Annotated in this window: 22 protein-coding genes; 17 read left to right on the top strand and 5 right to left on the bottom strand. The window is 44.6% G+C overall.

The window, feature by feature from the left end:
- Positions 1-182: 182 nt before the first annotated feature.
- The 9 genes from K3F53_RS10145 (at position 183) to K3F53_RS10105 (ending at position 9,429) form a co-directional block, all read left to right on the top strand.
- Positions 183-788 carry a nitroreductase family protein gene (locus tag K3F53_RS10145; RefSeq protein WP_057898708.1) on the top strand — a complete coding sequence of 202 codons (606 nt, stop codon included), beginning with the start codon at positions 183-185 and terminating at the stop codon, positions 786-788.
- A gap of 161 nt (positions 789-949) precedes the next feature.
- Entirely contained in the window at positions 950-1,174 is a 225-nt protein-coding gene (locus K3F53_RS10140; RefSeq protein WP_057898709.1) for a hypothetical protein, read from the top strand.
- Positions 1,175-1,536: 362 nt separating this feature from the next.
- Positions 1,537-2,613: a putative 2-aminoethylphosphonate ABC transporter substrate-binding protein gene (locus tag K3F53_RS10135; protein ID WP_220558930.1), complete on the top strand. Its 1,077-nt coding sequence runs from the start codon at positions 1,537-1,539 to the stop codon at positions 2,611-2,613.
- Between the two features lie 20 nt (positions 2,614-2,633).
- Positions 2,634-3,677, top strand: a complete 1,044-nt coding sequence (locus K3F53_RS10130) for a putative 2-aminoethylphosphonate ABC transporter ATP-binding protein (protein WP_057898711.1) — start codon at positions 2,634-2,636, stop codon at positions 3,675-3,677.
- Positions 3,678-3,708: 31 nt separating this feature from the next.
- Complete coding sequence (locus tag K3F53_RS10125) at positions 3,709-5,403, top strand: putative 2-aminoethylphosphonate ABC transporter permease subunit (RefSeq protein ID WP_220560890.1); 1,695 nt, start codon at positions 3,709-3,711, stop codon at positions 5,401-5,403.
- Between the two features lie 21 nt (positions 5,404-5,424).
- On the top strand, positions 5,425-6,222 hold the full coding sequence (gene phnX / locus K3F53_RS10120) for a phosphonoacetaldehyde hydrolase (RefSeq protein ID WP_082705964.1): 798 nt from the start codon (positions 5,425-5,427) through the stop codon (positions 6,220-6,222).
- A gap of 48 nt (positions 6,223-6,270) precedes the next feature.
- Complete coding sequence (gene phnW / locus K3F53_RS10115; protein ID WP_220560879.1) at positions 6,271-7,368, top strand: 2-aminoethylphosphonate--pyruvate transaminase; 1,098 nt, start codon at positions 6,271-6,273, stop codon at positions 7,366-7,368.
- Between the two features lie 35 nt (positions 7,369-7,403).
- The gene (locus tag K3F53_RS10110; RefSeq protein WP_057898712.1) at positions 7,404-8,603 is read left to right on the top strand and encodes a saccharopine dehydrogenase family protein; all 1,200 of its coding nucleotides are present in this window, start codon (positions 7,404-7,406) and stop codon (positions 8,601-8,603) included.
- A gap of 40 nt (positions 8,604-8,643) precedes the next feature.
- Positions 8,644-9,429: a DeoR/GlpR family DNA-binding transcription regulator gene (locus tag K3F53_RS10105; protein ID WP_220558929.1), complete on the top strand. Its 786-nt coding sequence runs from the start codon at positions 8,644-8,646 to the stop codon at positions 9,427-9,429.
- A gap of 334 nt (positions 9,430-9,763) precedes the next feature.
- Here the strand turns inward: K3F53_RS10105 and K3F53_RS10100 are convergent, their stop codons facing one another.
- The 3 genes from K3F53_RS10100 to K3F53_RS10090 all read right to left on the bottom strand — a co-directional run bounded on the left by K3F53_RS10100 (position 9,764) and on the right by K3F53_RS10090 (position 13,777).
- The gene (locus K3F53_RS10100; protein ID WP_220558928.1) at positions 9,764-11,173 is read right to left on the bottom strand and encodes an MATE family efflux transporter; all 1,410 of its coding nucleotides are present in this window, start codon (positions 11,171-11,173) and stop codon (positions 9,764-9,766) included.
- 19 nt (positions 11,174-11,192) lie between these two features.
- Positions 11,193-12,326 carry a DUF2087 domain-containing protein gene (locus tag K3F53_RS10095; RefSeq protein ID WP_220558927.1) on the bottom strand — a complete coding sequence of 378 codons (1,134 nt, stop codon included), beginning with the start codon at positions 12,324-12,326 and terminating at the stop codon, positions 11,193-11,195.
- Positions 12,327-12,544: 218 nt separating this feature from the next.
- Positions 12,545-13,777, bottom strand: a complete 1,233-nt coding sequence (locus K3F53_RS10090) for a multidrug effflux MFS transporter (protein WP_057898716.1) — start codon at positions 13,775-13,777, stop codon at positions 12,545-12,547.
- A gap of 208 nt (positions 13,778-13,985) precedes the next feature.
- Between K3F53_RS10090 and K3F53_RS10085 the strand changes: the two genes are divergently transcribed.
- The 3 genes from K3F53_RS10085 (at position 13,986) to K3F53_RS10075 (ending at position 16,769) form a co-directional block, all read left to right on the top strand.
- On the top strand, positions 13,986-14,285 hold the full coding sequence (locus tag K3F53_RS10085; protein ID WP_057898717.1) for a hypothetical protein: 300 nt from the start codon (positions 13,986-13,988) through the stop codon (positions 14,283-14,285).
- A 76-nt stretch (positions 14,286-14,361) separates the two neighbouring features.
- On the top strand, positions 14,362-15,231 hold the full coding sequence (comA, locus tag K3F53_RS10080) for a phosphosulfolactate synthase (RefSeq protein WP_057898718.1): 870 nt from the start codon (positions 14,362-14,364) through the stop codon (positions 15,229-15,231).
- A gap of 278 nt (positions 15,232-15,509) precedes the next feature.
- Positions 15,510-16,769, top strand: a complete 1,260-nt coding sequence (locus tag K3F53_RS10075) for an MFS transporter (RefSeq protein WP_057900310.1) — start codon at positions 15,510-15,512, stop codon at positions 16,767-16,769.
- 4 nt (positions 16,770-16,773) lie between these two features.
- Here K3F53_RS10075 and K3F53_RS10070 read toward each other — a convergent pair whose 3' ends face one another.
- Complete coding sequence (locus tag K3F53_RS10070; RefSeq protein WP_057898719.1) at positions 16,774-17,244, bottom strand: DUF441 domain-containing protein; 471 nt, start codon at positions 17,242-17,244, stop codon at positions 16,774-16,776.
- Positions 17,245-17,275: 31 nt separating this feature from the next.
- On the bottom strand, positions 17,276-17,992 hold the full coding sequence (locus K3F53_RS10065; RefSeq protein WP_057898720.1) for a 2-phosphosulfolactate phosphatase: 717 nt from the start codon (positions 17,990-17,992) through the stop codon (positions 17,276-17,278).
- A 126-nt stretch (positions 17,993-18,118) separates the two neighbouring features.
- Between K3F53_RS10065 and K3F53_RS10060 the strand changes: the two genes are divergently transcribed.
- The 5 genes from K3F53_RS10060 (at position 18,119) to K3F53_RS10040 (ending at position 22,956) form a co-directional block, all read left to right on the top strand.
- Positions 18,119-18,508: a hypothetical protein gene (locus K3F53_RS10060; protein WP_220558926.1), complete on the top strand. Its 390-nt coding sequence runs from the start codon at positions 18,119-18,121 to the stop codon at positions 18,506-18,508.
- Positions 18,509-18,700: 192 nt separating this feature from the next.
- Positions 18,701-19,804 (top strand): PRK06851 family protein, encoded by a 1,104-nt coding sequence (locus K3F53_RS10055; protein ID WP_057898722.1) that lies wholly within the window; start codon positions 18,701-18,703, stop codon positions 19,802-19,804.
- Positions 19,805-20,079: 275 nt separating this feature from the next.
- Entirely contained in the window at positions 20,080-20,838 is a 759-nt protein-coding gene (locus K3F53_RS10050) for a (Fe-S)-binding protein (RefSeq protein ID WP_057898723.1), read from the top strand.
- Positions 20,816-22,246 carry a LutB/LldF family L-lactate oxidation iron-sulfur protein gene (locus K3F53_RS10045; protein ID WP_057898724.1) on the top strand — a complete coding sequence of 477 codons (1,431 nt, stop codon included), beginning with the start codon at positions 20,816-20,818 and terminating at the stop codon, positions 22,244-22,246. The genes K3F53_RS10050 and K3F53_RS10045 overlap by 23 nt, the downstream gene beginning before the upstream one ends.
- Complete coding sequence (locus K3F53_RS10040; RefSeq protein ID WP_220558925.1) at positions 22,243-22,956, top strand: LutC/YkgG family protein; 714 nt, start codon at positions 22,243-22,245, stop codon at positions 22,954-22,956. The genes K3F53_RS10045 and K3F53_RS10040 overlap by 4 nt, the downstream gene beginning before the upstream one ends.
- Positions 22,957-23,097: the final 141 nt, after the last annotated feature.

Below are 23,097 nucleotides of genomic sequence, written 5' to 3'. Positions count from 1 at the left end.
GTGACCATGTGACAGCTGAGGAGAAGCAAAATACTGGCTCGCTCGTTATGATCGTTTTCTGTCAGAAGCCCAAAAACGACTGTCTCCGGATATTAGAACGTGTGCTATACACTCTAAGCTTGACTGAGAGACTAATGTTTTATATGATAATGATAATTATTATTGATTAGAGGTGTGGATGTATGAATCATTCAATAGCGAAAGGAAAAGTAGCAACTGTCATTCAGGAGCGAAGAACGATAAAAAAATTCAAATCTGATTCGGTGTCCCTTGAGATTCTGAATGAGCTGCTTAATGTGGCGGTATGGGCGCCCAATCATGGACTACGGGAACCGTGGCGCTTCATTGTTTTTAAGGATAGTGGAAAGACTGTATTAACAAATGCGATCAGCGAGTTTTTAATTCATGGTCCTTTGAAGATGGATGTGGAGACCGTTAATAAGCGAATGGATTATTTTAAAAGTATTCCGTTGCTTCTGCTTGTCGTCATGCCTCTTCATCCGAACGAACATGAGAGAGACGAGGATTTTGCCGCTGCCAGTGCTTTGATTCAAAATTTGCAGTTAGCGGCATGGGAAATAGGGATTGGCGTTTTATGGCGAACGAATCCATTTTTGCAGGAAGAGGATGTGAAAGAAAAGCTGGGTGTAGGAAGGGACGAGCGCATCGTCGGTTTGCTACAAATCGGTTATCCGGAGCAAATTCCGCCTGCACATCCAAGAACGGCGGCCGAGAATTTGCTGACAGTTATAGATCATCCGGACGTTCCCGTACAAACCGGCTCATGATTTCTGCGCTTTTTCATGACAGAAAATGCCGTTTGAAAGCACACTGGCTTTAGCTGATCGATAGCACAGCTTTTAACATTCTTCCGAAATTCATCTCTCACTTTGTTTGCGTACTTTCGTACAGTCTGGAAGCAATGCCCCGTTTCTTTTGCGATGGCTCAATGATGAATAAATACTTTTTTATCACTCTTGGGCTAATGATTTTTGTGTTGAATGCATGTCTTTTTCAAGAGAAAGTCCAAGCTAAAACCGTAATTAATGGTTCTGATTATGAGGCGAATTTTGATGGAGTACAAGATGATACCGCTGCTATTCAAAACGCTATTAACATGGCTCCAGAAGGCTTTATCATTCAACTTCCTGTTCCAAAACTGAGGTTACGATAACAGGAAATAAAGGTAAACAATTAAAGAAGTCACTCTTTGATTGTAGACAAAGTCTAACTTTCAGACAGGTCTACAAGCTGCAAAGAGACACTCTTTTTTCTATGAATATTTTCACATCAGACAAAAACTCGCAGTGCGTGCCAAAAACTTTTTTTGCATGTCTGCGAGTTTTTTTACATTTAATTAACACGAATGGTAACACACCAAGGTGAAAGGAAAAGAGAAAAACAAATTAAAAACAGGTAAAAACAACGAAACAAACAAAAATTAATGTGGAATTAATATTAGATTAACATTTCTTCTTTATAGTGAGAGGTGTCAAGCAATTACAAATTTGATAAAACGAAGCGAGGGAGAAAAAGATGAAGCGATGGAGCAAGCTGTTGCTGGTGATGACGCTATTGCTGTTAGCTATCTTGACAGGATGCGGCGGTGGAAAGGCAACGACGGGAGAAAAAACGCAGGGAAATGGGGAAGGAAAAGCAAAAGAGTTAACGATCTATACGGCACTAGAAGATGACCAAATTCAAACGTATTTGGAATCATTCAAGAAAAAATATCCTGATATTAAACTGAATATTGTGCGCGACTCGACTGGTGTCATTACTGCTAAGCTTCTCGCGGAAAAAGAAAATCCGCAAGCGGATGTTGTGTGGGGGACAGCAGCGACAAGCCTGCTGGTGTTAGATCAAAATCAAATGCTGGAAGGTTATTCACCAAAAGGAATTGAACGTATTGTTCCACAGTTTAAAGATAAAGCAGAGCCTGCGCATTGGGTGGGAATTGACGCTTGGGAAACAGCGATAATTGTAAATACAAAAGAGTTAGAAAAGCGTAAGCTTCCGATTCCGCAAACGTATGCTGATTTAATTAAGCCAGAATACAAAGGGTTAATCGTCATGCCGAACCCGTCTTCTTCCGGCACAGGGTTTCTGACGGTTTCAGGTTTACATCAATTGCTTGGGGAGCAAAAGGCATGGGAGTACATGGATAAGCTGCATGAAAATATTGCGCTATATACGCATTCCGGTTCCAAGCCAGCGAAAATGGCGGCGCAAGGGGAATATCCAATCGGGATTTCCTTTGGTTATCGTGGGATTACGGAGAAGAAAAAAGGAGCGCCGGTGGAAGTTGTATTCCCGAAAGAGGGCTCTGGATGGGATCTGGAGGCAAATGCGCTGGTGAAAAAGAAGGAGATCAAGCCGGAAGCGAAGCTATTTCTTGATTGGGCGATTAGCGGTGAAGCGATGAAAGAATACAACAAGAACTTTGCGATTGTTAGTGTGAAAAATGAAGGACAGGGCATTCCGGAAGGGTATACTCAAGATCCGTTAAAGCAACTCATTCCTTATGATTTTAATAAAGCAGCGACTGAGCGTGATAAGATTTTAGCGGAATGGGACAAGCGCTATAGCGCAAAAAGCGAACCGAAAAAGTAGAAAGGAGAAGAGATGGGCTTATGAACGATGCATACCTTTCTGTACATAACATTTCCAAGCAATTTGGTACATTTACCGCGTTACGTGATATTAGCTTTGAGATTCGTAAGGGTGAGTTTGTTTGCCTGCTTGGTCCGAGTGGGTGTGGAAAAACGACGCTTCTTCGAATTTTAGCCGGATTGGAACAGCCGAATCAGGGGCGAATTTTCGTCGGGGGGAAGGAAGTAACGTCCCTTCCTCCTGCACAGCGTAATTTCGGGATGGTATTCCAATCGTACGCTTTGTTTCCGAATTTAACGGCCTATCAAAATATTGCGTATGGCTTGAAGAACAGAAAGCTGTCCAAACGGGAGATTGATGAAAAAGTGCGGGAAGCACTGGCAATGGTGGATTTAGAACATATCCGAGACAAGTATCCGTCTCAGCTTTCGGGAGGACAGCAGCAGCGCATTGCACTGGCGCGTGCCATTGCTTTGTCACCTGATTTTCTACTCTTGGATGAACCATTGTCGGCACTCGATGCAAAAGTACGCATGAAACTGCGGCGAGAAATTTGCGCCTTGCAAGACAGATTAGGAATTACAACGATTATGGTTACACATGATCAGGAAGAAGCATTAACAATGGCAGATCGGATTATGGTGATGAATCATGCAGAAATTGTGCAAGTCGGGACACCGGAGGACGTATATCAGTATCCAAACTCTCCGTTTGTGGCTGACTTTATCGGAGCCATTAATTTCTTATCTGCTTCCCAGTTGAGCGACGTTACATCAGGAAAGGAAGCGTTGATGGCCGTACGTCCTGAACATATTCGCATCATGGAAGTGGAAAGTGAAGTTGGCTTGCAGGCTGTGATTCGGGATGTCGAATTTCGTGGCCCGTTTTACCGGGTCATGCTGCAAATGATAGACGAGCGCAATACACTAACGGATCAGATGGTGATGCTTGATGTATCGGCGCATGTATCAGAGCGGATTCGCCTGGAAAAGGATAAAAGGTTATCACTTGAATTACCAATGGAGAGGCTGATCTCATTTGAAGAAAGCATGGTGGCAAAATGAGCGCGGGGAAGCGAGATTGCTGGATTCGCCGATGATTCGCCAGAAAACCGGAAAAGATGAATGGATTCAAAAAGCGCTGTTACTTGTAATGCTTGTTTCGCTCTTTGTCAGTATAGTCATACCCCTTGGTGTTTTGTTTCGCCAGGCATTATTCGATAAAACAGGAGCGTTTGTCGGGTTTGCCCATTTCATTTCGTATTTTTCCAATTCAACGCTGGCACAGTCTCTTGTGAATACGATATACGTTTCCACTGTTACGACAGTTGTATCCGTCATGCTAGCGTTCCTGTATGCTTATGCGCTCCATCGTACGGCGATGAGGGGGAAAGGATTTTTCAAATATGTGGCCTTGCTTCCGCTGTTTGCACCGACGATGATGTATGGCATTGGATTGACCTATTTGTTTGGCAATCAGGGAGTGGTAACAACAGGGCTGTTCGGGTACTTCTCTAAGGGTATTAATATTGATCTGTACGGTCCGGTTGGCATCATTCTGGCGGAAATTGTGTACACATTCCCGCAGGCGTTTCTGATCGTAAGCGTTTCGCTGGCGGTCGCGGATTATACGTTGTACGAGGCGGCGGATACGCTAGGTGCAGGCAAAATCCGCAAGTTTTTCACCATTACATTGCCTAGCATTAAATATGGGCTTGTTAGCTCCGCATTTGTTACATTTACACTGTGTTTTACCGATTTCGGTGCTCCGAAAATTGTTGGTGGACAATATAACGTGTTGGCAACGGACATTTATAAGTATGTGATTGGACAGCAAGATATGGGCATGGGTTCCACTGTGGGAATGCTCTTGTTGATTCCGGCCGTGCTCGCATTTATCGTAGATCGCTTGGTAGAACGAAAGCAAGGCTCATTTATTACGGCTAAGTCCATTCCTTACCGAGTGGACAAAAAGCCGCTGCGTGATCGTCTTTGTTTTGTGTATTGCTCATTTGTAGCAGGCGCCATTCTTGTTCTGCTTGGCGCGGTAGCGCTGGCGGCGTTCGTGAAAGTATGGCCGTATGATGTAACGTTTACGCTGGCACACTTTGATTTTACAACGGTCGCTGGCGGCGATGGAATGACTTCTTATTGGAATAGCGTGCTGGTAGCTGCGTTAAGTGCAGTTGTCGGAACCGTGATCACGTTTGTAAATGCGTACTTGATTGAAAAAACTAGATTTATGCCGATGCTGCGTCAATTTGGTTATTTTATCTCGATTTTGCCAATGGCGGTTCCAGGGTTGGTGATTGGTCTCGCCTACATCTTTTTCTTTAACCAGCCAGGCAATCCGCTGAATTGGATGTATGGAACGATATATATCATCATATTGGCGAACATTACGCATTTTTATTCGGTGGCATTCATTACGGCAACAAGTGCGTTGAAAAAGCTGGACAAGGAATTTGAACTTGTTTCTGAGTCTATGAGGGTGCCGTTTTATAAAACGTTTTTCCGGGTTACCGTACCGTTGACATTGCCAGCGATTCTTGAAATAGCTGTCTATTATTTTGTGAATTCGATGGTTACGATTTCGGCTGTAGTCTTCCTTTATTCAGCGGATTTCAAACTGGCATCGGTGGCGATTGTCAATATGGATGACGCCGGCGATATTGCCCCGGCAGCAGCGATGTCAATCCTGATTGTGCTAACAAATATTATTGTGCGAACCATATATGAAGGGCTGACGTTCAAATTGCGTCAGCGTACGCAAGCATGGCAAAAACGATAAATGATAGAGGAGGAGAAGACAATGATACAGGCTGTGATTTTCGACTGGGCAGGAACAATGATTGATTACGGATGCTTCGCCCCGCTGGCGGCATTTATGGAAGCTTTCAAACACAAAGGTGTGGAGATTACCGTGGAAGAAGCGCGGGAGCCGATGGGGCTTTTGAAGCGTGAGCATATTGCGGCGATTTGTGCTATGGAGCGTGTTGCCGGTGCATGGGAGGAAAAGCATGGCAAACGCCCGGATCATGCAGATATTGATGAGTTATATGCCGATTTTGAAGCCAGATTGTTTTCCGTGCTTGCGAATCATGCGAAACCGGTTCCGGGAGCCGTCCAGTTGGTCAATCGTTTGCGTGAACAAGGGATGAAAATCGGCTCTACGACAGGATACACGACAGATATGATGCATGTTATCGTACCGAAAGCGAAGAAGCACGGGTATGAGCCGGATACGCTTGTGACACCGGATGAAGTGCCGGCAGGCCGTCCGTTCCCCTGGATGTGCTATACGAACGCGATGCGCTTAGGTGTATATCCAATGTGGCGGATTGTAAAGGTAGGCGATACGCTGAGCGACATTCAGGAAGGAAGAAACGCTGGAGCATGGACGGTAGGTGTAATTAAAGGAAGCAGCGAGCTTGGTATGACAGAGGAGGAAGTACACGCATGTGATACAGATGTACTCAGCAGAAAAATGACGGATGTCCGTGATAGATTCCTCCACGCCGGGGCCCATTTTGTCATTGAAACGATCGGTGAACTGGAAGAAGTGATTGCCGAGATAAATGAGCGCATGCGGCAAGGCGAACGCCCGTAATCAGAGAAAGAAAGGAAGAAGAAAATGTCCAAAGTGATGCTCCATCAATTGCCAGACAATTCTTATTTGTTATTAACGCCTGGACCGCTTTCAACAACGAAGCGGGTCAAAGCAGCAATGTTGCGTGATTGGTGCACATGGGATGACGATTACAATGAACTCGTACAAGCCATTCGCCGGAAGCTGGTGCAATTGGCTGGTTCGAATATGGAAGACTATACGGCTGTGCTCATGCAGGGAAGCGGAACGTTTTGCGTTGAGTCCGTTATTGGCACAGCGATTCCGGAAAACGGCAAGCTGCTTGTGCTGACCAACGGTGCGTACGGCCAGCGGATTGCACAGATGGCCCGCATGCTGCGCATTGAAACGATGGTTCTCGATGCAGGAGAAGTTGCGCCGGTAGATGTCGCGCGCCTGGAAGAAGAACTAAAGCACGATCCGGATATTACGCATATTGCAGTGGTACATACGGAGACGACCACTGGGATGCTGAATCCGATCGCGGATGTTGGGAAGGTAGCTAAAGCGTATGGCAAATGCTTTATTGTCGATGCGATGAGCAGCTTCGGCGGCATTGCGCTCGACGTAGCGGCACTGGATATCGACTTTTTAATCAGCAGTGCGAACAAGTGCATTCAAGGTGTTCCGGGCTTCGGATTTATTCTGGCAAAAAAAGAAGTGCTTGCTGGGTGTAAAGGACAGGCCCGCTCATTATCGCTTGATTTATATGACCAGTGGAACACAATGGAGAAGCAAAACGGAAAATGGCGTTTTACTTCTCCGACGCATGTTGTACATGCTTTTTACGTTGCATTGCAAGAATTGGAGGAAGAAGGCGGTATTGCGGTACGGGAAGCGCGCTACCGGCAGAATCAGCGCACGTTGATAGAAGGGATGAAGCACCTTGGATTTATGCCGTTGTTGGATGAGCAGCATCAATCGCCGATCATTACATCCTTCTATTATCCAGAAAGCTCATTATTTACGTTTAAAGAGTTTTATGCCCGGTTGAAGAGGGAAGGATTTGTGATTTATCCAGGAAAAATTACGACGATGGATACGTTCCGCATCGGAAATATTGGAGAAGTGTACCCGGATGATATGAAACGACTGGTAGAGGCTATCGAGAAAAACATATTTTGGTAAAAAGATGAGATGATATATAGTAAAGGAGAATGAACATGAAAGTATTTTGCTTAGGTGGGGCAGGACGAATTTGTCGGGAAGCGATTCTGGATTTGGTGCAGCATTCTTCGTTTGAAAAAATTACAGTGGCCGATTTTAACGAAGAGGAAGGTCACAAAGTGGTAAAGTGGCTGAACGACCCACGTGTCGATTTCCAAAAAGTTGATGTGCGGAACCGCGAGGCGACGGTACAGCAAATGAAAGGATACGATGTCGTAATGGATGGTACGACCATTACACTGAATGGGTTGTCTACGGCATGCATTGCGGAAGCGGGGTGCCACGGTATTAACTTGAACGGATTCGGTGAAGAGAGTGCGTCTGATAAAGTGTTCAAAAAGAATGGAAAAACATGCGTACCGGGCTTCGGGATGACACCAGGCGTAACGCAAATGATGGCGATGCATGCTGCTAACCAATTAGATGAAGTGGAAAGCATTCGTGTAAGCCATGGCGCGTTTCGTCCGATTGCTTTTTCGCGTTCGATTGCGGAGACGACCACCTATGAATATGATCCGAATTTGCCAGACCGTGTTATATATGAGAATGGCGAATTTGTACAAGTTCCGCCGTTTGCAAGACCCCGTGAAATTCGCCTGCCGGAGCCATATGGCACAACGGTGCAGTATATCATTCCGCATGCGGAAACAAAGACCCTAGCGAAAGCGTTGGCGCATAAAGGTATAAAATTGATCGAAGTGCGCGGCACATGGCCGAAGAAAAACATGCAATTAGTTCGCGCGCTGTACGAATGGGGCTTTTTGCGCAATGAAAAAATTAATGTTAAAGGCGTAGAAGTTGGCATTCTTGATTGCATTAGCGAATATTTGTTCAATTCCAAAGAAGGAACGGAAACCGAGCTGTACGGATATTCACTGCATGTGGAAGTCGTAGGCATGAAGGATGGAAAACGGATGTGCCATACGTTGTATCATACGCACCCGGCTTCAGATGGTTCGGTAGAAGGATGGGAAAAACTGCGTGCGTATACACGTAACGTCGGTATCCCGATGGCCATTGCAACGGAAATGCTGGCAAAAGGGATGGTAAAGGCGACAGGTGTCATTACACCGGAAGAAGCGTTTGATCCGGCTGCTATTTTCAAAGAGTTGGAGAAGCGTCAAATTTTTGTTCATGAGGAAATTACGGAGATTGGTGCGGAAACGCAGGCGATAGTAGAGTCTATGTCACGCTAATCAAAAAGGATTAAGCAATAAAACAGGGGGCTTTGGTGACGTGTCACTCATTGGAGAAGAAAGAAAACAGTTTATTTTGCATCTATTGCATGAATCCGGAAAAGTAAGAACGACGGAGCTCGTAGAGAAGCTGGAAGTGTCGTCTGAAACGATCCGGCGTTACCTGGAAGAGCTTGAAAATGAAAAGAAACTGAAACGGGTATATGGTGGGGCTGTAAAAGTAAACTACGGCAAAGAAGAGCCTTCTATCTACACACGCGAGATTCTTTATGCGGAAGAGAAGAAGCGGATAGGAAGAGCTGCTGCCAGCTTGATTCAGGATAATGAAATTATCGCAATTGATGACGGCACGACGACGATTCAACTTGTGCATTATCTTACGGGAAAAGAGAACCTTACGATGATTACCGCGTCTGTACCTGTTTTATCGCTTCTGTTGCAGTATGAAAATCAAGGGTTGTTTTCCGGGGAAATTTTTTTTATTGGTGGCAAGGTAAATCCGCGCTATTCCCGTACATCAGGTTCGTTAGCGGAAAAAATGATGGAAAACTTTTATGTAGATAAAGCGTTTATTGCGATTGATGGAATTTCTCCGGAAAGAGGCATCACAAGTTATGATGTTGAGCGAGCGATGCTGTCCCGAAAGTTTATGGAACAAGCTACACAAACCATTGTCATGTTTGATGGCTCAAAAATTGGTGTAAGCAATTTTTATAAGCTGGCTGATCTTGAAGATACGGATGTTCTGATTAGCAATGTTTCCATACCCGTTGAGTGGGAAAAGGCAGTCAGAGCTACAGGAGCGGAATGGCTGGTTGCTGATTAGAAAAGGATACCGAGATTGTTGTTTGCGTCAAAGGTGGGAGCGCAAAAATGGTGGAGGAACTGCTAGCACTACTATGGTGAAAAAATAGCGATATTGAACAATTTATTTGTTATTTCGAATGCGATTGGTCAGTCACTATATGAAAAGGGGGGGGATAACTACAAAGAAATGGGGAGGCAGAGAGAAAGGGTAGGGAATGGTGCCAAGCTCTCCAGCCTCCCCCGCTTCTTCATCTTTACAGTTTTTCTACGTCAATCATAGCTAATCATAATGTCTGTATCCATATCTATACTTTTTAGTTCGATGATACGCAATCCATTGGCATGTTACTTTCTTAATGGATGAGACGCACGATCCGCTTCTTCTTCCATGACCATCGATAGTAGGAATATTGTAAAGCGAGACTGATGATGAATGCAGCTGGATATCCAACCCATATTCCTTTAATGCCAAGGCTGCTAAAGTGTGAAAGCAGGTAAGCAACAGGCACTTCAACACACCAGATCGATATTATGCTGAACACAGTTGGCCACAGTACAGTTCCACTCGCACGCATTGTAGCGGCAATGACCAGTGCATGGCCAAAAATCAAATAACTCCACAGAGTGATCATTAGCAAACTATGTGCGATATCAAGCGTATGCTTGCTTGTTAAGAACCATGACAAAATATCCTGCGAGAACACATAGACAAGTATGATTAAAATCCCACCGATTACATAATTAAGCAGCACACCTGCCCGAATCACTTTCTTTAGTCGCTCGAACTGATTCCCTCCTATAGACTGTGCGGCAAATATGGAGACGGCAATGCTTAGACTTATTGCTGGCATTGATACGTAACTGACCACTTGATTTACTGCACCATACGCTGCGGTAGCATCGGAACCAAAACGATTCACGAATGTGATGACGGCAACTTCAGCCAGGGATACGAGTATCATATTGATGCTGGATGGAATGCCAAGACGCAGTAGCAACTTGAGCAATCCTACATCCATCCGTAGGTGCTTCCGAACGGATGCATCGAATCGAAGTGGATGCTTTATTTTGTCTAGGTAGATAAGCATGATGACAAATGTTAGAACCGTTGATACTATGGACGCGTACGCTGCCCCGTATATACCGAGTTTTGGCAGACCCAGCCAACCAAAAATCAGAAGGGGTAACAATCCTACATCGAGTACCGTGCTAATAATAAGAAAGTAAAACGGTGTCTTGGAGTCACCTATACCACGTATAAAAGTGGTATAGGCAATATATAAAAACATAACCGGCATAAACCAAAATAAAATTCGCGCATAATGGACACTTACGGCAATGATATTTTCTGGTGTGCCTATTAGTTGCAGGATATCCCAAGTGAATAGACCCCCAACCACCGCTAACACCACTCCAAGAATGAAAGTAAAGGTGAGTGTGGTACCAACGATTGCTTTAACACGCTCTTCATTACGTGCACCATATGCCTGACCGATCAAGATGGAACTGCCTGAACCTATTCCGATAGTGAATGAAATAAGTAGAAAAAATAATGGAAAAAAGGCAGAAATAGCAGCCAGGGCATCTACGCCAAGCCAACGACCGACAACAACACTGCCAGCTAATTGACCAATCGATTGCAGAGCATTGCTAATAATCAGAGGGATAAGAAACATGAACATAGAGTACCACACTGGGTGGTTGCTCGTTTCCTTACTCTGTGAACTCGTATCTTCTTTGTTTATATTTTGGGGTGGTTTCAACTTTTATTTCTCCTTTTTGTTAGGATTTCTTTTGATTATATCCACGTTCACCATAAGGTTGTAGTGTATCCAGCCATTTTTGTTTCAGTTTTTTTAACGCATCTTTTGCGTCAAAATATCCGTTCTCTTTCACTTTTAAGGTCTCTAATACTTCAAAGACGAAGGCTTCTTCTCCGAATCGATTCCAATCCTCTTGAAGCGATTTGTTTACGTGACCACCCAGGTTCAACGCAAACTTCTTTCCATTTATTGTCTTCAAATTCATAGTACTATCTATAAAAATCTTCTGATTTTTAGTATTCTTAATCTGATAAACTCCAGCCTGGGGTTTCCATTCTTTGTATAGTCGTTTCAATTCTTTTTTACGCTCCATGTGTTCCTCTTCCTTTCTTTTAGAATCACTTTTTAACCAATACTGGCTTCCATCTGACTTTCTATCTAAAAATCCGTAATCAATTAAGTACCTTCTTACCATTACATAATCATGATAAACTTCCTTTAAAATCTGATTGATTTCTTTTTCATTATAGGTTCGTTCACTATCAAAGCGCTTTGCGATTTCATAAAGGACAACCAGCTTATTTTTTTCTTTTTTAGGAAAAGTATCCAATGGTCCATCCGTGCCTTCAGGAAAATACTTTTTCAAAATCTTCTCTCTTTCTTGCTCGGTAACATTGTAACGTTCATCCAAAATCTCGAATGTTTTATGAAGGCTCATAAAAGCCGGCGCATGTTTGTCCTTTTCTTTTAACAGTTCCATTATGGCTAAAAACACTTTGGATTGACGTTCCTTCTCTTTTAGTACAAAGCGGTAATTTCGAATCGTGGAAGCACTTCCGATATTCATTTCTTTTTGGACTTCGGCATCGCTTTTTCCCTGATAAAGTAGCCGAAGAAGAAGGTTCTGACGGTCTGTTAAACCTGTGAGTTTCTTGTCCAGCTGGATCAGGTAATCGAACACTGATTGATGGTTTTTCTCAATATGGAGCCGTATGTACCTTTCAGCTTCATATAGAGTGCCTTCATCAGGGTAAATAATGCCTTTTTCAAACTTTGCACCACAGAGAAGACATATATAATGCTCATTTTCTAGAATATACCCACATTTAAGTTCCTCCAACGATGCATTCCAAAATCGTTCTGAATTATTCATAAGCAAACAAACTCCTTTTTAGTTTGTAATATAATAGACATTATAAAATTTAGTCTATAAAATATCAACTATTTATACATTCTGTCCATTCTTTTATTTTCGTAAAAACGATGCAGCATGAAGAATAAAAATAGCCATGCTTATTGCGGAAATAAGAAGAAGCCAATCTTGACTGCTTTCAAGATTGGCTTCTTCGCATTTACACATGTCTTAATATTTTAGCATTTGAATGATTTATGCCGTGTAAGGGTGGCATAGCATAATATAGCGCTGGCTTCAGCGACGGCGATTACAATGCCCATTGGTACAGCCGTGTAGCTTCCGCCAAGGCCGACGAGAGGGGCCACCATTCCTCCAAAGATAAATGATAGCAATCCAAGCAATGCAGATGCGCTGCCTGCCGATTGTCCTTGATTTTGCATTGCCAGAGAAAAACCGGTAGTCGTTACGATTCCGACGCTTGACACAACGACGAACAATGGTAGTAGGACAGCAGAAAGCCGGGCTCCGATAAGAATCATGACAAGGAGCATAATGCCACCCAGAAAAGCAAGACCAAGCCCGCTGATGAACAGCTTTGTTTCACCCACCCGATCCACTAATCTGCCAGTAATTTGAGTAGCGATAATAATACCAAGTCCGTTAATAGCAAAGAACATGCTGAACATCTGAGGTGAAACACCGTATATATTCTGAAGGACGAACGGCGAACCGGATATGTATGCAAACATAGCGGCTACGACCAGCCCTTGGGCCAGCGCATATCCCATAAAGACACGATCGCTAACGAGCCCTCGAAATGTAGATAGCGTGTTCTTGATACCACCCGCTGAGCGATTTTGAGAGGACAGTGTTTCCGGTAAACCGAAAAGAACAGCAAGAAACATAAGTATACCAATGATTCCAAGTACGATGAATACTCCCGGCCAGGCTGTCACCCGCAATAGTTGCCCGCCTGCGATAGGAGCAACGATTGGAGCAACCCCGTTGACTAGCATTAAAAGAGAATAAAATTTTGTCAATTCTGAACCGGAGTATAAGTCCCGTACGATAGCACGCGAAATGACAATCCCGGCAGCTCCTGCTAATCCCTGAACAAACCGCAACAAGATCAATGCCAAAATAGAAGGCGCAAAAGCGCATAACAGTGATGTGACGGCGTAAATAATGAGACTAGCAAGAAGAGGCAGACGGCGTCCTCGTACATCACTAAACGGTCCGGCAAGTAATTGTCCAAGCGCAAGCCCGAGTAAGCAAAATGTTAAGCTGAACTGGGCCAGTGATGTACTCGTATGCAAATCTCTGGCCAGTATAGGGAGAGAAGGTAGATACATATCTAGAGACAGTGGTCCGAAAGCAGACAGCGAACCTAACACAACAGCCATCCATAGTCGACGTGATCGTGTGGCTATTTGTGAAGTAGCATCCAAACTATTCGTAACATTACTCATAAGTAAGCTCCAACTCTTTCATAAGATTTAAAGAATATAAAACTACATTTATTGTAACAAAAAAAGAGTGGAAAGCTCAATTTTAATTGTTCTTTTTTACCTGTTTTAAGGTTAAGAAGAACAAGATTTAGCCACCCTATATACAGGTATACAGGCCATCGCATAGAATCGTTGTTTTGCATGTACATACATGAAAGGGGGGAGACTATTGATATTTTTTAAACCAGAATTTCGGAATCAGCAGGGAGAGATCGTAAATGTAGTGAATGCAAAAGGCAGGGCGATTGGTTATATTGCTTATCTATATAAAGAGGACAAGGAGCTTTACATTATGGGACAGTTGAATGAGGAAGGGGAGAAACAGAATTTTATTGACATGACAGCCAGCTTTATTGATGGCCTAAAAAAGGCGATTCTTGGAGATGGCGAGAAAGAACCGAATATATACATTCATTTGGGCGGCCAGTTGCTTCAACTGGACAATGAGGATAACGGTGAAGAGAAATAAAAGAAGAACCTGTATAGGTTGTTACGCATAGGATGGTTTGCAGAAGACACCCGCCCATAAGGAGGAACTTGTAGCTGTGAACCATCCAGACAGCGTTTATCATCCACGGCTTGTTGATCCGTCGGGAGAAAGAGCAGGAAAGCCGAAAGATGTTGGTTTGACCATGTTAATTGATAAAGGAGTTGGCTTGGCTTCATTTGAAGAATTTTTACAGCTTGCCGGTCAATATGTTGATTATATTAAACTCGGGTTCGGCACTGTAGCCCTGTATCCGTCCGAAATTTTGCAAAAGAAGCTTTTGTTAGCCAAAAAAGCCGGCGTTTTCCTATATCCAGGGGGGACAATGTTCGAAGTCGCATACCATCAAGGTGTGCTCAAAGAACATTTGGATTATATGGAACAGATGGGGTTTAGTCATTTGGAAATTTCTGATGGAACCATTGAGTTGCCTGCCAGTGAGCGGCGTACTGTGATACGAAAAATAGTAGCAAGAGGATTCACTGTTATTACGGAATGCGGCAAGAAAGCAAGCGGCAGCCATCTTAGCGTAGAAGACCTGCAACAAACCCTTTATTCTGATCTGGAGTGCGGGGCTTCGTACGTTATTGTTGAGGGCAGGGAATCAGGAAAAAATGTAGGCATATACGATAAAGAAGGAAAGCTTGATACAGAGTTTTTGAGCGCTGTTGAAAAAAAGATTCCGGTTGATGTAAGAAAACACCTTATATGGGAAGCGCCGCAGAAAAACCAGCAGATAGGACTGATTCATTTTTGGGGACGAAATGTAAATATGGGAAACATCCAGTTCGAGGATGCTTACAACCTTGAATGCCTGCGTCGTGGCCTAAGGTTTGACACGTTTATTTTAGGGCATACGAGTTCCGGTTTGCAGGCAACCTATCTTGCGGATGATAAGCAAATTGGCTTGAACACTCCCACCATTTAACATCTTATGATGAATGCTTTGTGCCGTTTCTTTCGTTTTTCACCTCCTTCGCTTCGATTACGTATCTTTTTCAAAATCTAAAGAGAACAGGCGGACAATGAACATATTCAGAAGACACGTCTTGTCCTGAGTCGATTTGTCCTCTCCTTACGCGACAGGCGTTGAGGGAGGAGGCTTCTGGGCAATTTGGATAAAGTGGATTGGTATCAAAAATAATCGTAAAGGAAAGGGTAAATAAAGAGCCGAAATTAAAGAAGCAAAAAATTGGAGGAAGTCGAATGGAGGCAAAACAAGGGACATCAGCCATGATTGCGATTGCCTTTATCCCTTTAGTAATGGTATTGGGGAACTCGATGTTAGTACCCGTTCTTCCCACGATGAAGGCAAAACTGGGTTTATCCCAGTTTCAGACAAGTCTCATGATTACGCTGTTCTCCCTTGCGGCAGGTATCATTATTCCTGTGGTCGGTTATTTGTCTGATCGCTTTAGCCGTAAGTGGGTGATTGTTCCCTCATTAATCTTGTATGGAATCGGAGGAATTATGTCGGGACTGGCCGCTTGGCTGATGGAAAATTCCTATACGATGATTCTGATCGGGCGGATCGTTCAGGGAATCGGAGCAGCAGGAACAGCGTATGTCGCTATGGCGCTTATCGGCGACTTGTATTCGGGAGCTCAGGAAAGCAAAGCGCTGGGGATTATTGAATCATCTAACGGATTAGGGAAAATTTTATCGCCAATTATTGGCTCGCTGATTGCTCTCGTTACGTGGTATGCCGTATTTTTTACGTTTCCCGTCCTCTGCTTTGCTGTGGCTGCCTATGTATGGTTTGGAGTGAAGGAAAAGAAAAAGATGGAAGAAAAGTCTTTTTTTCAATATCTTAAAGCATTAAAGCAAATTTTTAAAAATAAAGGAAGATGGCTTATTCCCGCTTTTTTTGTTGGTTCTGCTGGGCTATTTATTCTTTTCGGCGTTTTATTTTATCTGTCCGATGTATTGGAAGAAACCTTTAAAATCGATGGGGTTCTTAAAGGAAGTATTCTTGCGATTCCGTTGTTCGGAATGGTTGTTACCGCATACATTACGGGAGCAAAAATTAAGCAGAATAAGCCGCTTATTCGAAAAGTAATGGTAGCCGGGCTTGTGATTTTAACCGGTTCTATGTTTGGTGTCGCTTTTTTTAAACAGATTTATCTTATGATTGGATTGCTGACGTTAGGAAGCATCGGAACGGGTCTTTTGTTGCCTTGTTTAAATACGCTGATCACAGGAGCTGTGGAAAAGGCGGAAAGAGGCATGATTACATCCTTATACGGGAGCGTTCGTTTTCTTGGTGTCGCGTTTGGCCCTCCTCTTTTCAGTTGGTTAATGAAAATTTCGCATAAGACAGTTTTTTTGAGCATGACGGGAGTAAGCCTTGCAACGTTGATGCTGTCTCTTTTTTTCATTAAACCCGGCATAAAAAACAAGGGGGATACAACGGAAGAGCATGGCCCAACCACCCTTTTCAGAAAAAGAGAAAAAGCGCCTACGTAATGGTCTAGAAAAATTTTGAAACAAAATAAATAAATTTCAATAAGAGGGCGGTAATCGCGGCCGCCATCAACGGGCCAACCGGAATACCGCGCAGAAAGACAATGCCGATAATGGAGCCGACGACAAGACCGACGATTAGGTGCGGTTGAGCTCGGAGCATATCCAATCCTTTTCCATTCAAATAAGTGGCGAGCGCCCCTCCTGTCAGCGCGATAACCCCCATAAGCGTAGTAAAGAGCGGGAGAAGATCCTTGGCGGTGATTCGTTCGCTGGCAAACGGCACTAAAACGGATATGGTTAAAAAGAGGAGACCCAGTTCCATTCCACGCCGTTCTACCGCCGGAAAAAAGCGCTCCAGAGAGGTAAGCTTGAGCATTAACAGCATGCTTGCCGCCGTAGCGATGATCGGCGAGCGACCGATTAGGCCGACAATAATCAGAATAACAAGTGCTGCTTCGCCTGAAGATACGTGCATCCGCATCCAACCCCTGTCCTTTTCTTCACTTCTATGAAGAAACGGAGGAAAGTATTCTTTTTTCTCGGACAATAGGGACAATTTTTAAAAGATCGATTTGGCCACAGTATAGAATGTCCTCTGTGTATTGATGCTGAACCAAACGCCTGCCTGTGGTAGTGGTAAGGAGGCGCTCGGGAAGCTGGGGAGCCATTTGAAGGTAACAGGCTTCCAGTGCCTCGGATACATCACAGGTATGGATGGCAGCGGCACGCTTTTTGGCCAAATGAACCATCAATCCCGCGGCAAGGCCGTCCTCCAAAGCAAATTCTCCACGAGTACCCGCGCAGTACAGCGTAATATTACAATTTTTATTCAGCGCTTCTTCGATGCATGCGAGGGCATTAAGAAAACATCCAATTAATACATGTTTTGCTTTTTTTGTCTTTTGAATAGCTCTTGTGCCATTTGTCGTTGTTAGAACGAGGTGCTTTCCTGTATGCTTGCCTGCACGCACGGCAGCAGGAGAGTTATTGTAATCAAAATCGGCGATCTTTTTACAATGCCGTTCTCCGGCCAAAACAGTATCAGAAGAGCGTAAAGCATACGCCTGCTCGCTTGTTTCAACCGGAATCACAGAGGCAAAGCCGCAGTTGAAGGCAGTTACAATCGTACTTGACGCCCTGAGCACATCAATCACAATTACCGTTCGTCCGGCCATTTGCTCGGGGCGAATGGCCGCAACGGTTTGTACGGTTTGAATCTCCATTCTGTTTCCTCCCTCTCATATGTATGGCCAAGTGATTCGGGAGCGAAATGCTCGGAATTCATGCGTACTGTAAGCAAGAATGAAGAGAAACGCCAGTGAATCAGCAAACGGGATGTATGAAAAATCATGATGGGGGAAAGCGTAAATAAAAGAAATCGTAAAAGGAGAGAAATTGGTTTTATGAATAATAAACAATCCATTCTGACTCAGGCGCTTGAAACATTAGAGAACACATTTCTTCCATCTGCCGCCGAGCTTTCCAGTAGAATAAGAAATATAAAAGAAAAAGTAGTGGGGATGTCAGATGAACAGTTCGAAAGCAATATGAGTATGGCGACCACTTCACCAGCAGGAGAACATCCTTATCCTGATCAGAGTGTTCGGTTCTTATTAAACGAAGTTTTTCCCGAGATAGAAAAAAACGTTCAAAATACGCAGAATTATGAAGTCATATCGGCTGTTAACGAAATTAGAGGGATTCTGGGCACGGATGATAATTTACACACCCCAACATAAAAGGTGCGTTTATCTCCCGTTTCTTTAAGTCTTTTGAACCGGCAAAGAGTGAGGATATGATAGTCATACTATATAGCTTATTTCGCAAAAAGATAAATATGCGAATAGAAACGAATACAAAGTAGGCAAACATCTCAGAGTCACGTGGTGAATATACTAAAGTTATCCACTTACTCTAAGAGGTGATTGTAGATGGGAAAGGTGCGAAATATTTACGCTGCGGGAAATACTGCTCGAGGTTATTATCATTTTTATGAATCCGTCCTCCAGAACCTTGAGCGTCTCTTCATTCTTCAAGGAGGGCCGGGAACAGGTAAATCGTCTTTGATAAAAGCCATAGGTGAAGAAATGATGGAACGGGGCTATGAGATTGAGTGGATCCATTGCCCCTCTGACAATCATTCCGTTGATGGCGTCATCATTGCAGGATTGAAAGTAGGTATCGTAGATGGAACGGCTCCCCGGGTCATTAAGTCGAACGCTCCGGGGGCGGTTGAAGAGTACGTTGATATAGGAACAGCGTGGGATGTCAGTTATTTGCGTGCGCATAAGGTGAATATTATGCAGTTGAATGATGCGGTAGGGCGCGCCTTTCAGAAAGCGTATGATGCTTTTGCTCAAGCTTTGCGCATACATGACGAGTGGGAGCGGTTTTATATTGAAAACATGAATGTTGTTGAGGCGAATAAGGTTACGGATGAGGTGATTGAACGTATTATCGGAGAGCAGGTACTCCCGAAGGCGGCAACGGTGCGCCGAATGTTTTTAGGGGCAGCTACACCGGAAGGGCCGGTCGATCATATTCAAAATCTTACCGAAGACATAGCGAAGAGATATTTCATTAAGGGTCGTCCGGGTTCAGGCAAATCGACAATGCTGAAAAAACTGGCGGCTGTAGCGGAACAGCGCGGATATAATGTGGAAATATACCATTGCGGCTTAGATCCGCACAGCCTTGATATGGTGATCATCCCTGAAAAAAGCATTGCCATTTTTGATAGTACCGCACCTCACGAACATTTCCCGACTAGAGACAGTGATGAGATCATTGACATGTATACTCGGCTTATCGCTCCGGGAACGGATGAAAAGTATGCTGCTGAATTGCAAGAAATCAAAGCAAAATATTCTGCTGTTATGAAAGAAGGCACCGCTTATCTTGCGGAAGCGAAAGCGATTCATGATGAACGTAAAAACATTTATGCAGAAGCGACGGATTTCGGAAAGGTGAAGGTGATACAAAGCAACATCTTGTCTAAGATAGATAGCCTGATTATTTCTGTGGAAAATCAATAAGAGTGAGAAAAGTACTAAGTTGAAAGCGTCGGCTGTTTATTATATAGCCGGCGCTATATGGATGAAACTTGTTTGTTTACCGCCTCTTTCACAACACGCGAGAAGTCTTCTTCCTCCACATGCCACATTCGGTTGTTGTGTGACACACGTGAAAAGCAATATAACACGTTGAACATTTGGCGAGATGTTTGTATACTGAAATGGAACGAGTAGTAGGTGCGTTTTTTAATATCATATCATCAGATGACTCGATCATCAGAAAGGATGATGAATTTATGAAAATTTCGTTTTTTGTTACATGTCTCGCTGATGTATTTTATCCGGGTGTGGCAAAGGATGCGGTAGAAGTGTTGGAGCGACTTGGCTGCGAAGTGGAGTTTCCGCAGGCGCAAACATGTTGCGGACAGCCTGCGTACAATAGCGGATACCATAAAGAAACGAAAAACATTGCGAGGCACATGATCGAAACGTTTGCCGGTGCCGAATATGTGGTGACACCGTCCGGTTCATGCGCCGCAATGCTTCACGATTACGTCAAATTGTTTGAAGATGAGCCGGAATGGCTGGAGAAAGCGCGGGTATTGGCGGCAAAAACGTATGAGTTTACCCAATTTATCGTCGAAGTGTTACGCGTGGAGGATGTGGGCGCCGCCTTTCGGGCAAACGCCACTTATCACCGTTCCTGCCATATGACTCGTCTGTTGGGTGTAAAGGAAGCGCCGATGAAGCTTCTGGAGCATGTGGAAGGTCTTCGTGTTACTCCGTTGCCGAACGCTCATGACTGCTGTGGGTTCGGTGGTACGTTCTCCGTTAAGATGGTGCCAATATCCGAACAAATGGTGGATGAAAAAATACGACATATCGAGGAAACGGATGCGGAGGTACTGATCGGAGCCGATTGCGGATGCCTGATGAATATAGGCGGCCGAATCAACCGCAAAGGAAAGCCGATTAAAGTGATGCACATTGCTCAGGTGTTAAACCATTCAAAACGTGAAGGGGGCGGAAGCTATGCCGATGAAAATCGGGAATGACAAATTTTTTAGCCGGGTTGCTCAGGGGATTGAAAACGGATTCATGCGTGGTGCGGTCAGTTCCGCGCAGGAACGGCTGCGCGGCCGGAGGTTAACGGCGGCCGAAGAATTGGGAGATTGGGAAGAGTGGCGAAAGCTCGGTGAAGATATTCGCCGCCATACGCTGGAGAATCTGGATTATTATTTGTACCAGCTCAGCGAAAACGTCGAGAAGGCTGGTGGCCACGTGTTTTTCGCCCAGACAGCTGAAGAAGCGAACGAATACATTACTGATGTGGTCAAAAAGCGCAACGGCAAAAAAGTTGTCAAAGCAAAATCGATGGTGACGGAAGAAATCAGTATGAATGCTGCATTGGAGGCGATCGGTTGCGAGGTGATCGAGACTGATCTAGCGGAATACATTTTGCAGTTGGACGACCATGATGCTCCGTCTCATATCGTCGTTCCGTCCCTTCATAAAAACAAAGAACAAATCCGGGATGTTTTTGCGAAAAAGCGGGGCTACGATCGGACGGAGAAACCGGAGGAGCTTGCCTGGTTTGCGCGCGAACAGTTGCGCAAAGAGTTTTTGACAGCAGATATTGGGATTACCGGATGTAATTTCGCGGTGGCGGAGTCAGGTTCGATTACGCTTGTGACGAATGAAGGCAATGCCCGGCTTGTGACAGCGCTACCGAAGACGCAAATTACCGTAATGGGCATGGAACGTATCGTACCGACATGGGAAGAGCTTGACATTCTCGTATCGCTTCTGTGCCGTAGCGCTGTCGGACAGAAATTAACGAGCTATGTGACGGGATTAACTGGCCCACGAAGCGAAAAAGCGGTGGACGGTCCGGAGGAATTTCATTTGGTCATTATTGATAATGGCCGTTCTAACATTTTGGGCACGGAGTTTCAGAGCGTGTTGCATTGTATCCGCTGCGCTGCCTGCATTAACGTTTGTCCCGTATACCGGCATATCGGTGGTCATTCGTACGGTTCGATCTACCCAGGCCCGATCGGTGCCGTGCTTTCCCCTTTGCTGGGTGGATACGATGATTACAAGGAACTTCCGTATGCGTCCAGTTTGTGCGTGGCTTGTACGGAAGCATGTCCGGTGCGGATTCCACTTCATGAACTGTTGATTAAACACCGTCGCAAAATTGTAGAGGACGAGGGGCGTTCATCGTTTGGAGAAAAGTTGGCCATGAAAGGATTCGGGCTGGCGGCGCGCTCGCCAAAGTTGTTTGCAATGGGCGAAAAAGCGGCGCCGTTCGTCTTGGGGCCGTTCATGAACGGTGATACTATCAAAGAAGGCCCGAAACCGGTCAAACCATGGACGGATATCCGGGATTTCCCGGCACCGGCGCGCGAATCGTTCAGAGAGTGGTTTGAAAAACGGCAGAAAGAAGGGAAAAAGTTATGACCATCCGAAACCGTGAAGCGTTTTTGAATCAGATTGCGGTAAGACTCGGACGCGAACGACGGACGGACGGCGTCGTGCGGCCCGACTGGACGCATGGTCCGCAGTTGCGCAAATATAAGGATCGTTCCATGGAAGAACTTGTTGATGTACTTAAAGAGCAGTGTCTTCGGATCCACACGGATCTGAAGCTGGCGACAAGCGCAACGCTTCCGCGTGTGATGGAAGAAACGATTGCGTTTTACAGGGCGAAATCCATCATCAGATGGGAAGATCAACGGTTTGCAGAGTACGGACTCGATGTATGTTTCGATCGCCAGAAAGCAGACAAAAACCTTGATGTGTATGTATGGAATCCGGAACGAGGAGAGGAAAATATACGCGCCGCGGAAAAAGCGGATATCGGAATTACGTTTAGTGATATGACACTGGCCGAGTCGGGAACGGTCGTACTATTTGACAGCGGGGAGAAAGGGCGGGTCGTAAGCCTTTTGCCCAAGTATTATATCGCGGTTATTCCGAAGAGTACGATTGTGCCGCGCATGACGCAGGCGACCCGGCGCATCCATGAGATGGCGCAAGAAAAAGGCACGTTCCCTTCATGCATCAATTTCATTTCCGGTCCGAGCAACAGTGCGGATATTGAGATGAATTTGATTGTCGGCGTACACGGACCGATAAAAGCCACATATATCGTGGTAGAAAACCGATAGAAACAAATGAGGACTGTCAGCTGTACGGGGGTGGCAGTCTTTTTTTGTGGGATTGATTGTTTGAAGAATAAAAAAATCATAAATACAGCAAAATACAAAAAAAGTGGTAAAGGATTATCAACAGTGTTAAAAACCATTCTT

Source organism: Aneurinibacillus thermoaerophilus, from assembly GCF_019603355.1.
GTDB classification, from domain to species: Bacteria; Bacillota; Bacilli; order Aneurinibacillales; family Aneurinibacillaceae; genus Aneurinibacillus; species Aneurinibacillus thermoaerophilus.
The sequence above is the reverse complement of the archived record's forward strand: the minus strand, read 5'-3'. Positions and strand labels throughout refer to the sequence as shown.

What these genes read in the sequence shown, in the direction of transcription:
- K3F53_RS10145 (WP_057898708.1), top strand. Translation starts at nt 183, where the DNA reads ATGAATCATTCAATAGCGAAAGGAAAAGTAGCAACTGTCATTCAGGAG.
- K3F53_RS10140 (WP_057898709.1), top strand. Translation starts at nt 950, where the DNA reads ATGATGAATAAATACTTTTTTATCACTCTTGGGCTAATGATTTTTGTG.
- K3F53_RS10135 (WP_220558930.1), top strand. Translation starts at nt 1,537, where the DNA reads ATGAAGCGATGGAGCAAGCTGTTGCTGGTGATGACGCTATTGCTGTTA.
- K3F53_RS10130 (WP_057898711.1), top strand. Translation starts at nt 2,634, where the DNA reads ATGAACGATGCATACCTTTCTGTACATAACATTTCCAAGCAATTTGGT.
- K3F53_RS10125 (WP_220560890.1), top strand. Translation starts at nt 3,709, where the DNA reads ATGATTCGCCAGAAAACCGGAAAAGATGAATGGATTCAAAAAGCGCTG.
- phnX (WP_082705964.1), top strand. Translation starts at nt 5,425, where the DNA reads ATGATACAGGCTGTGATTTTCGACTGGGCAGGAACAATGATTGATTAC.
- K3F53_RS10110 (WP_057898712.1), top strand. Translation starts at nt 7,404, where the DNA reads ATGAAAGTATTTTGCTTAGGTGGGGCAGGACGAATTTGTCGGGAAGCG.
- K3F53_RS10095 (WP_220558927.1), bottom strand. Translation starts at nt 12,326, where the DNA reads ATGAATAATTCAGAACGATTTTGGAATGCATCGTTGGAGGAACTTAAA.
- K3F53_RS10090 (WP_057898716.1), bottom strand. Translation starts at nt 13,777, where the DNA reads ATGAGTAATGTTACGAATAGTTTGGATGCTACTTCACAAATAGCCACA.
- K3F53_RS10075 (WP_057900310.1), top strand. Translation starts at nt 15,510, where the DNA reads ATGGAGGCAAAACAAGGGACATCAGCCATGATTGCGATTGCCTTTATC.
- K3F53_RS10070 (WP_057898719.1), bottom strand. Translation starts at nt 17,244, where the DNA reads ATGCACGTATCTTCAGGCGAAGCAGCACTTGTTATTCTGATTATTGTC.
- K3F53_RS10065 (WP_057898720.1), bottom strand. Translation starts at nt 17,992, where the DNA reads ATGGAGATTCAAACCGTACAAACCGTTGCGGCCATTCGCCCCGAGCAA.
- K3F53_RS10060 (WP_220558926.1), top strand. Translation starts at nt 18,119, where the DNA reads ATGATGGGGGAAAGCGTAAATAAAAGAAATCGTAAAAGGAGAGAAATT.
- K3F53_RS10055 (WP_057898722.1), top strand. Translation starts at nt 18,701, where the DNA reads ATGGGAAAGGTGCGAAATATTTACGCTGCGGGAAATACTGCTCGAGGT.
- K3F53_RS10050 (WP_057898723.1), top strand. Translation starts at nt 20,080, where the DNA reads ATGAAAATTTCGTTTTTTGTTACATGTCTCGCTGATGTATTTTATCCG.
- K3F53_RS10045 (WP_057898724.1), top strand. Translation starts at nt 20,816, where the DNA reads ATGCCGATGAAAATCGGGAATGACAAATTTTTTAGCCGGGTTGCTCAG.
- K3F53_RS10040 (WP_220558925.1), top strand. Translation starts at nt 22,243, where the DNA reads ATGACCATCCGAAACCGTGAAGCGTTTTTGAATCAGATTGCGGTAAGA.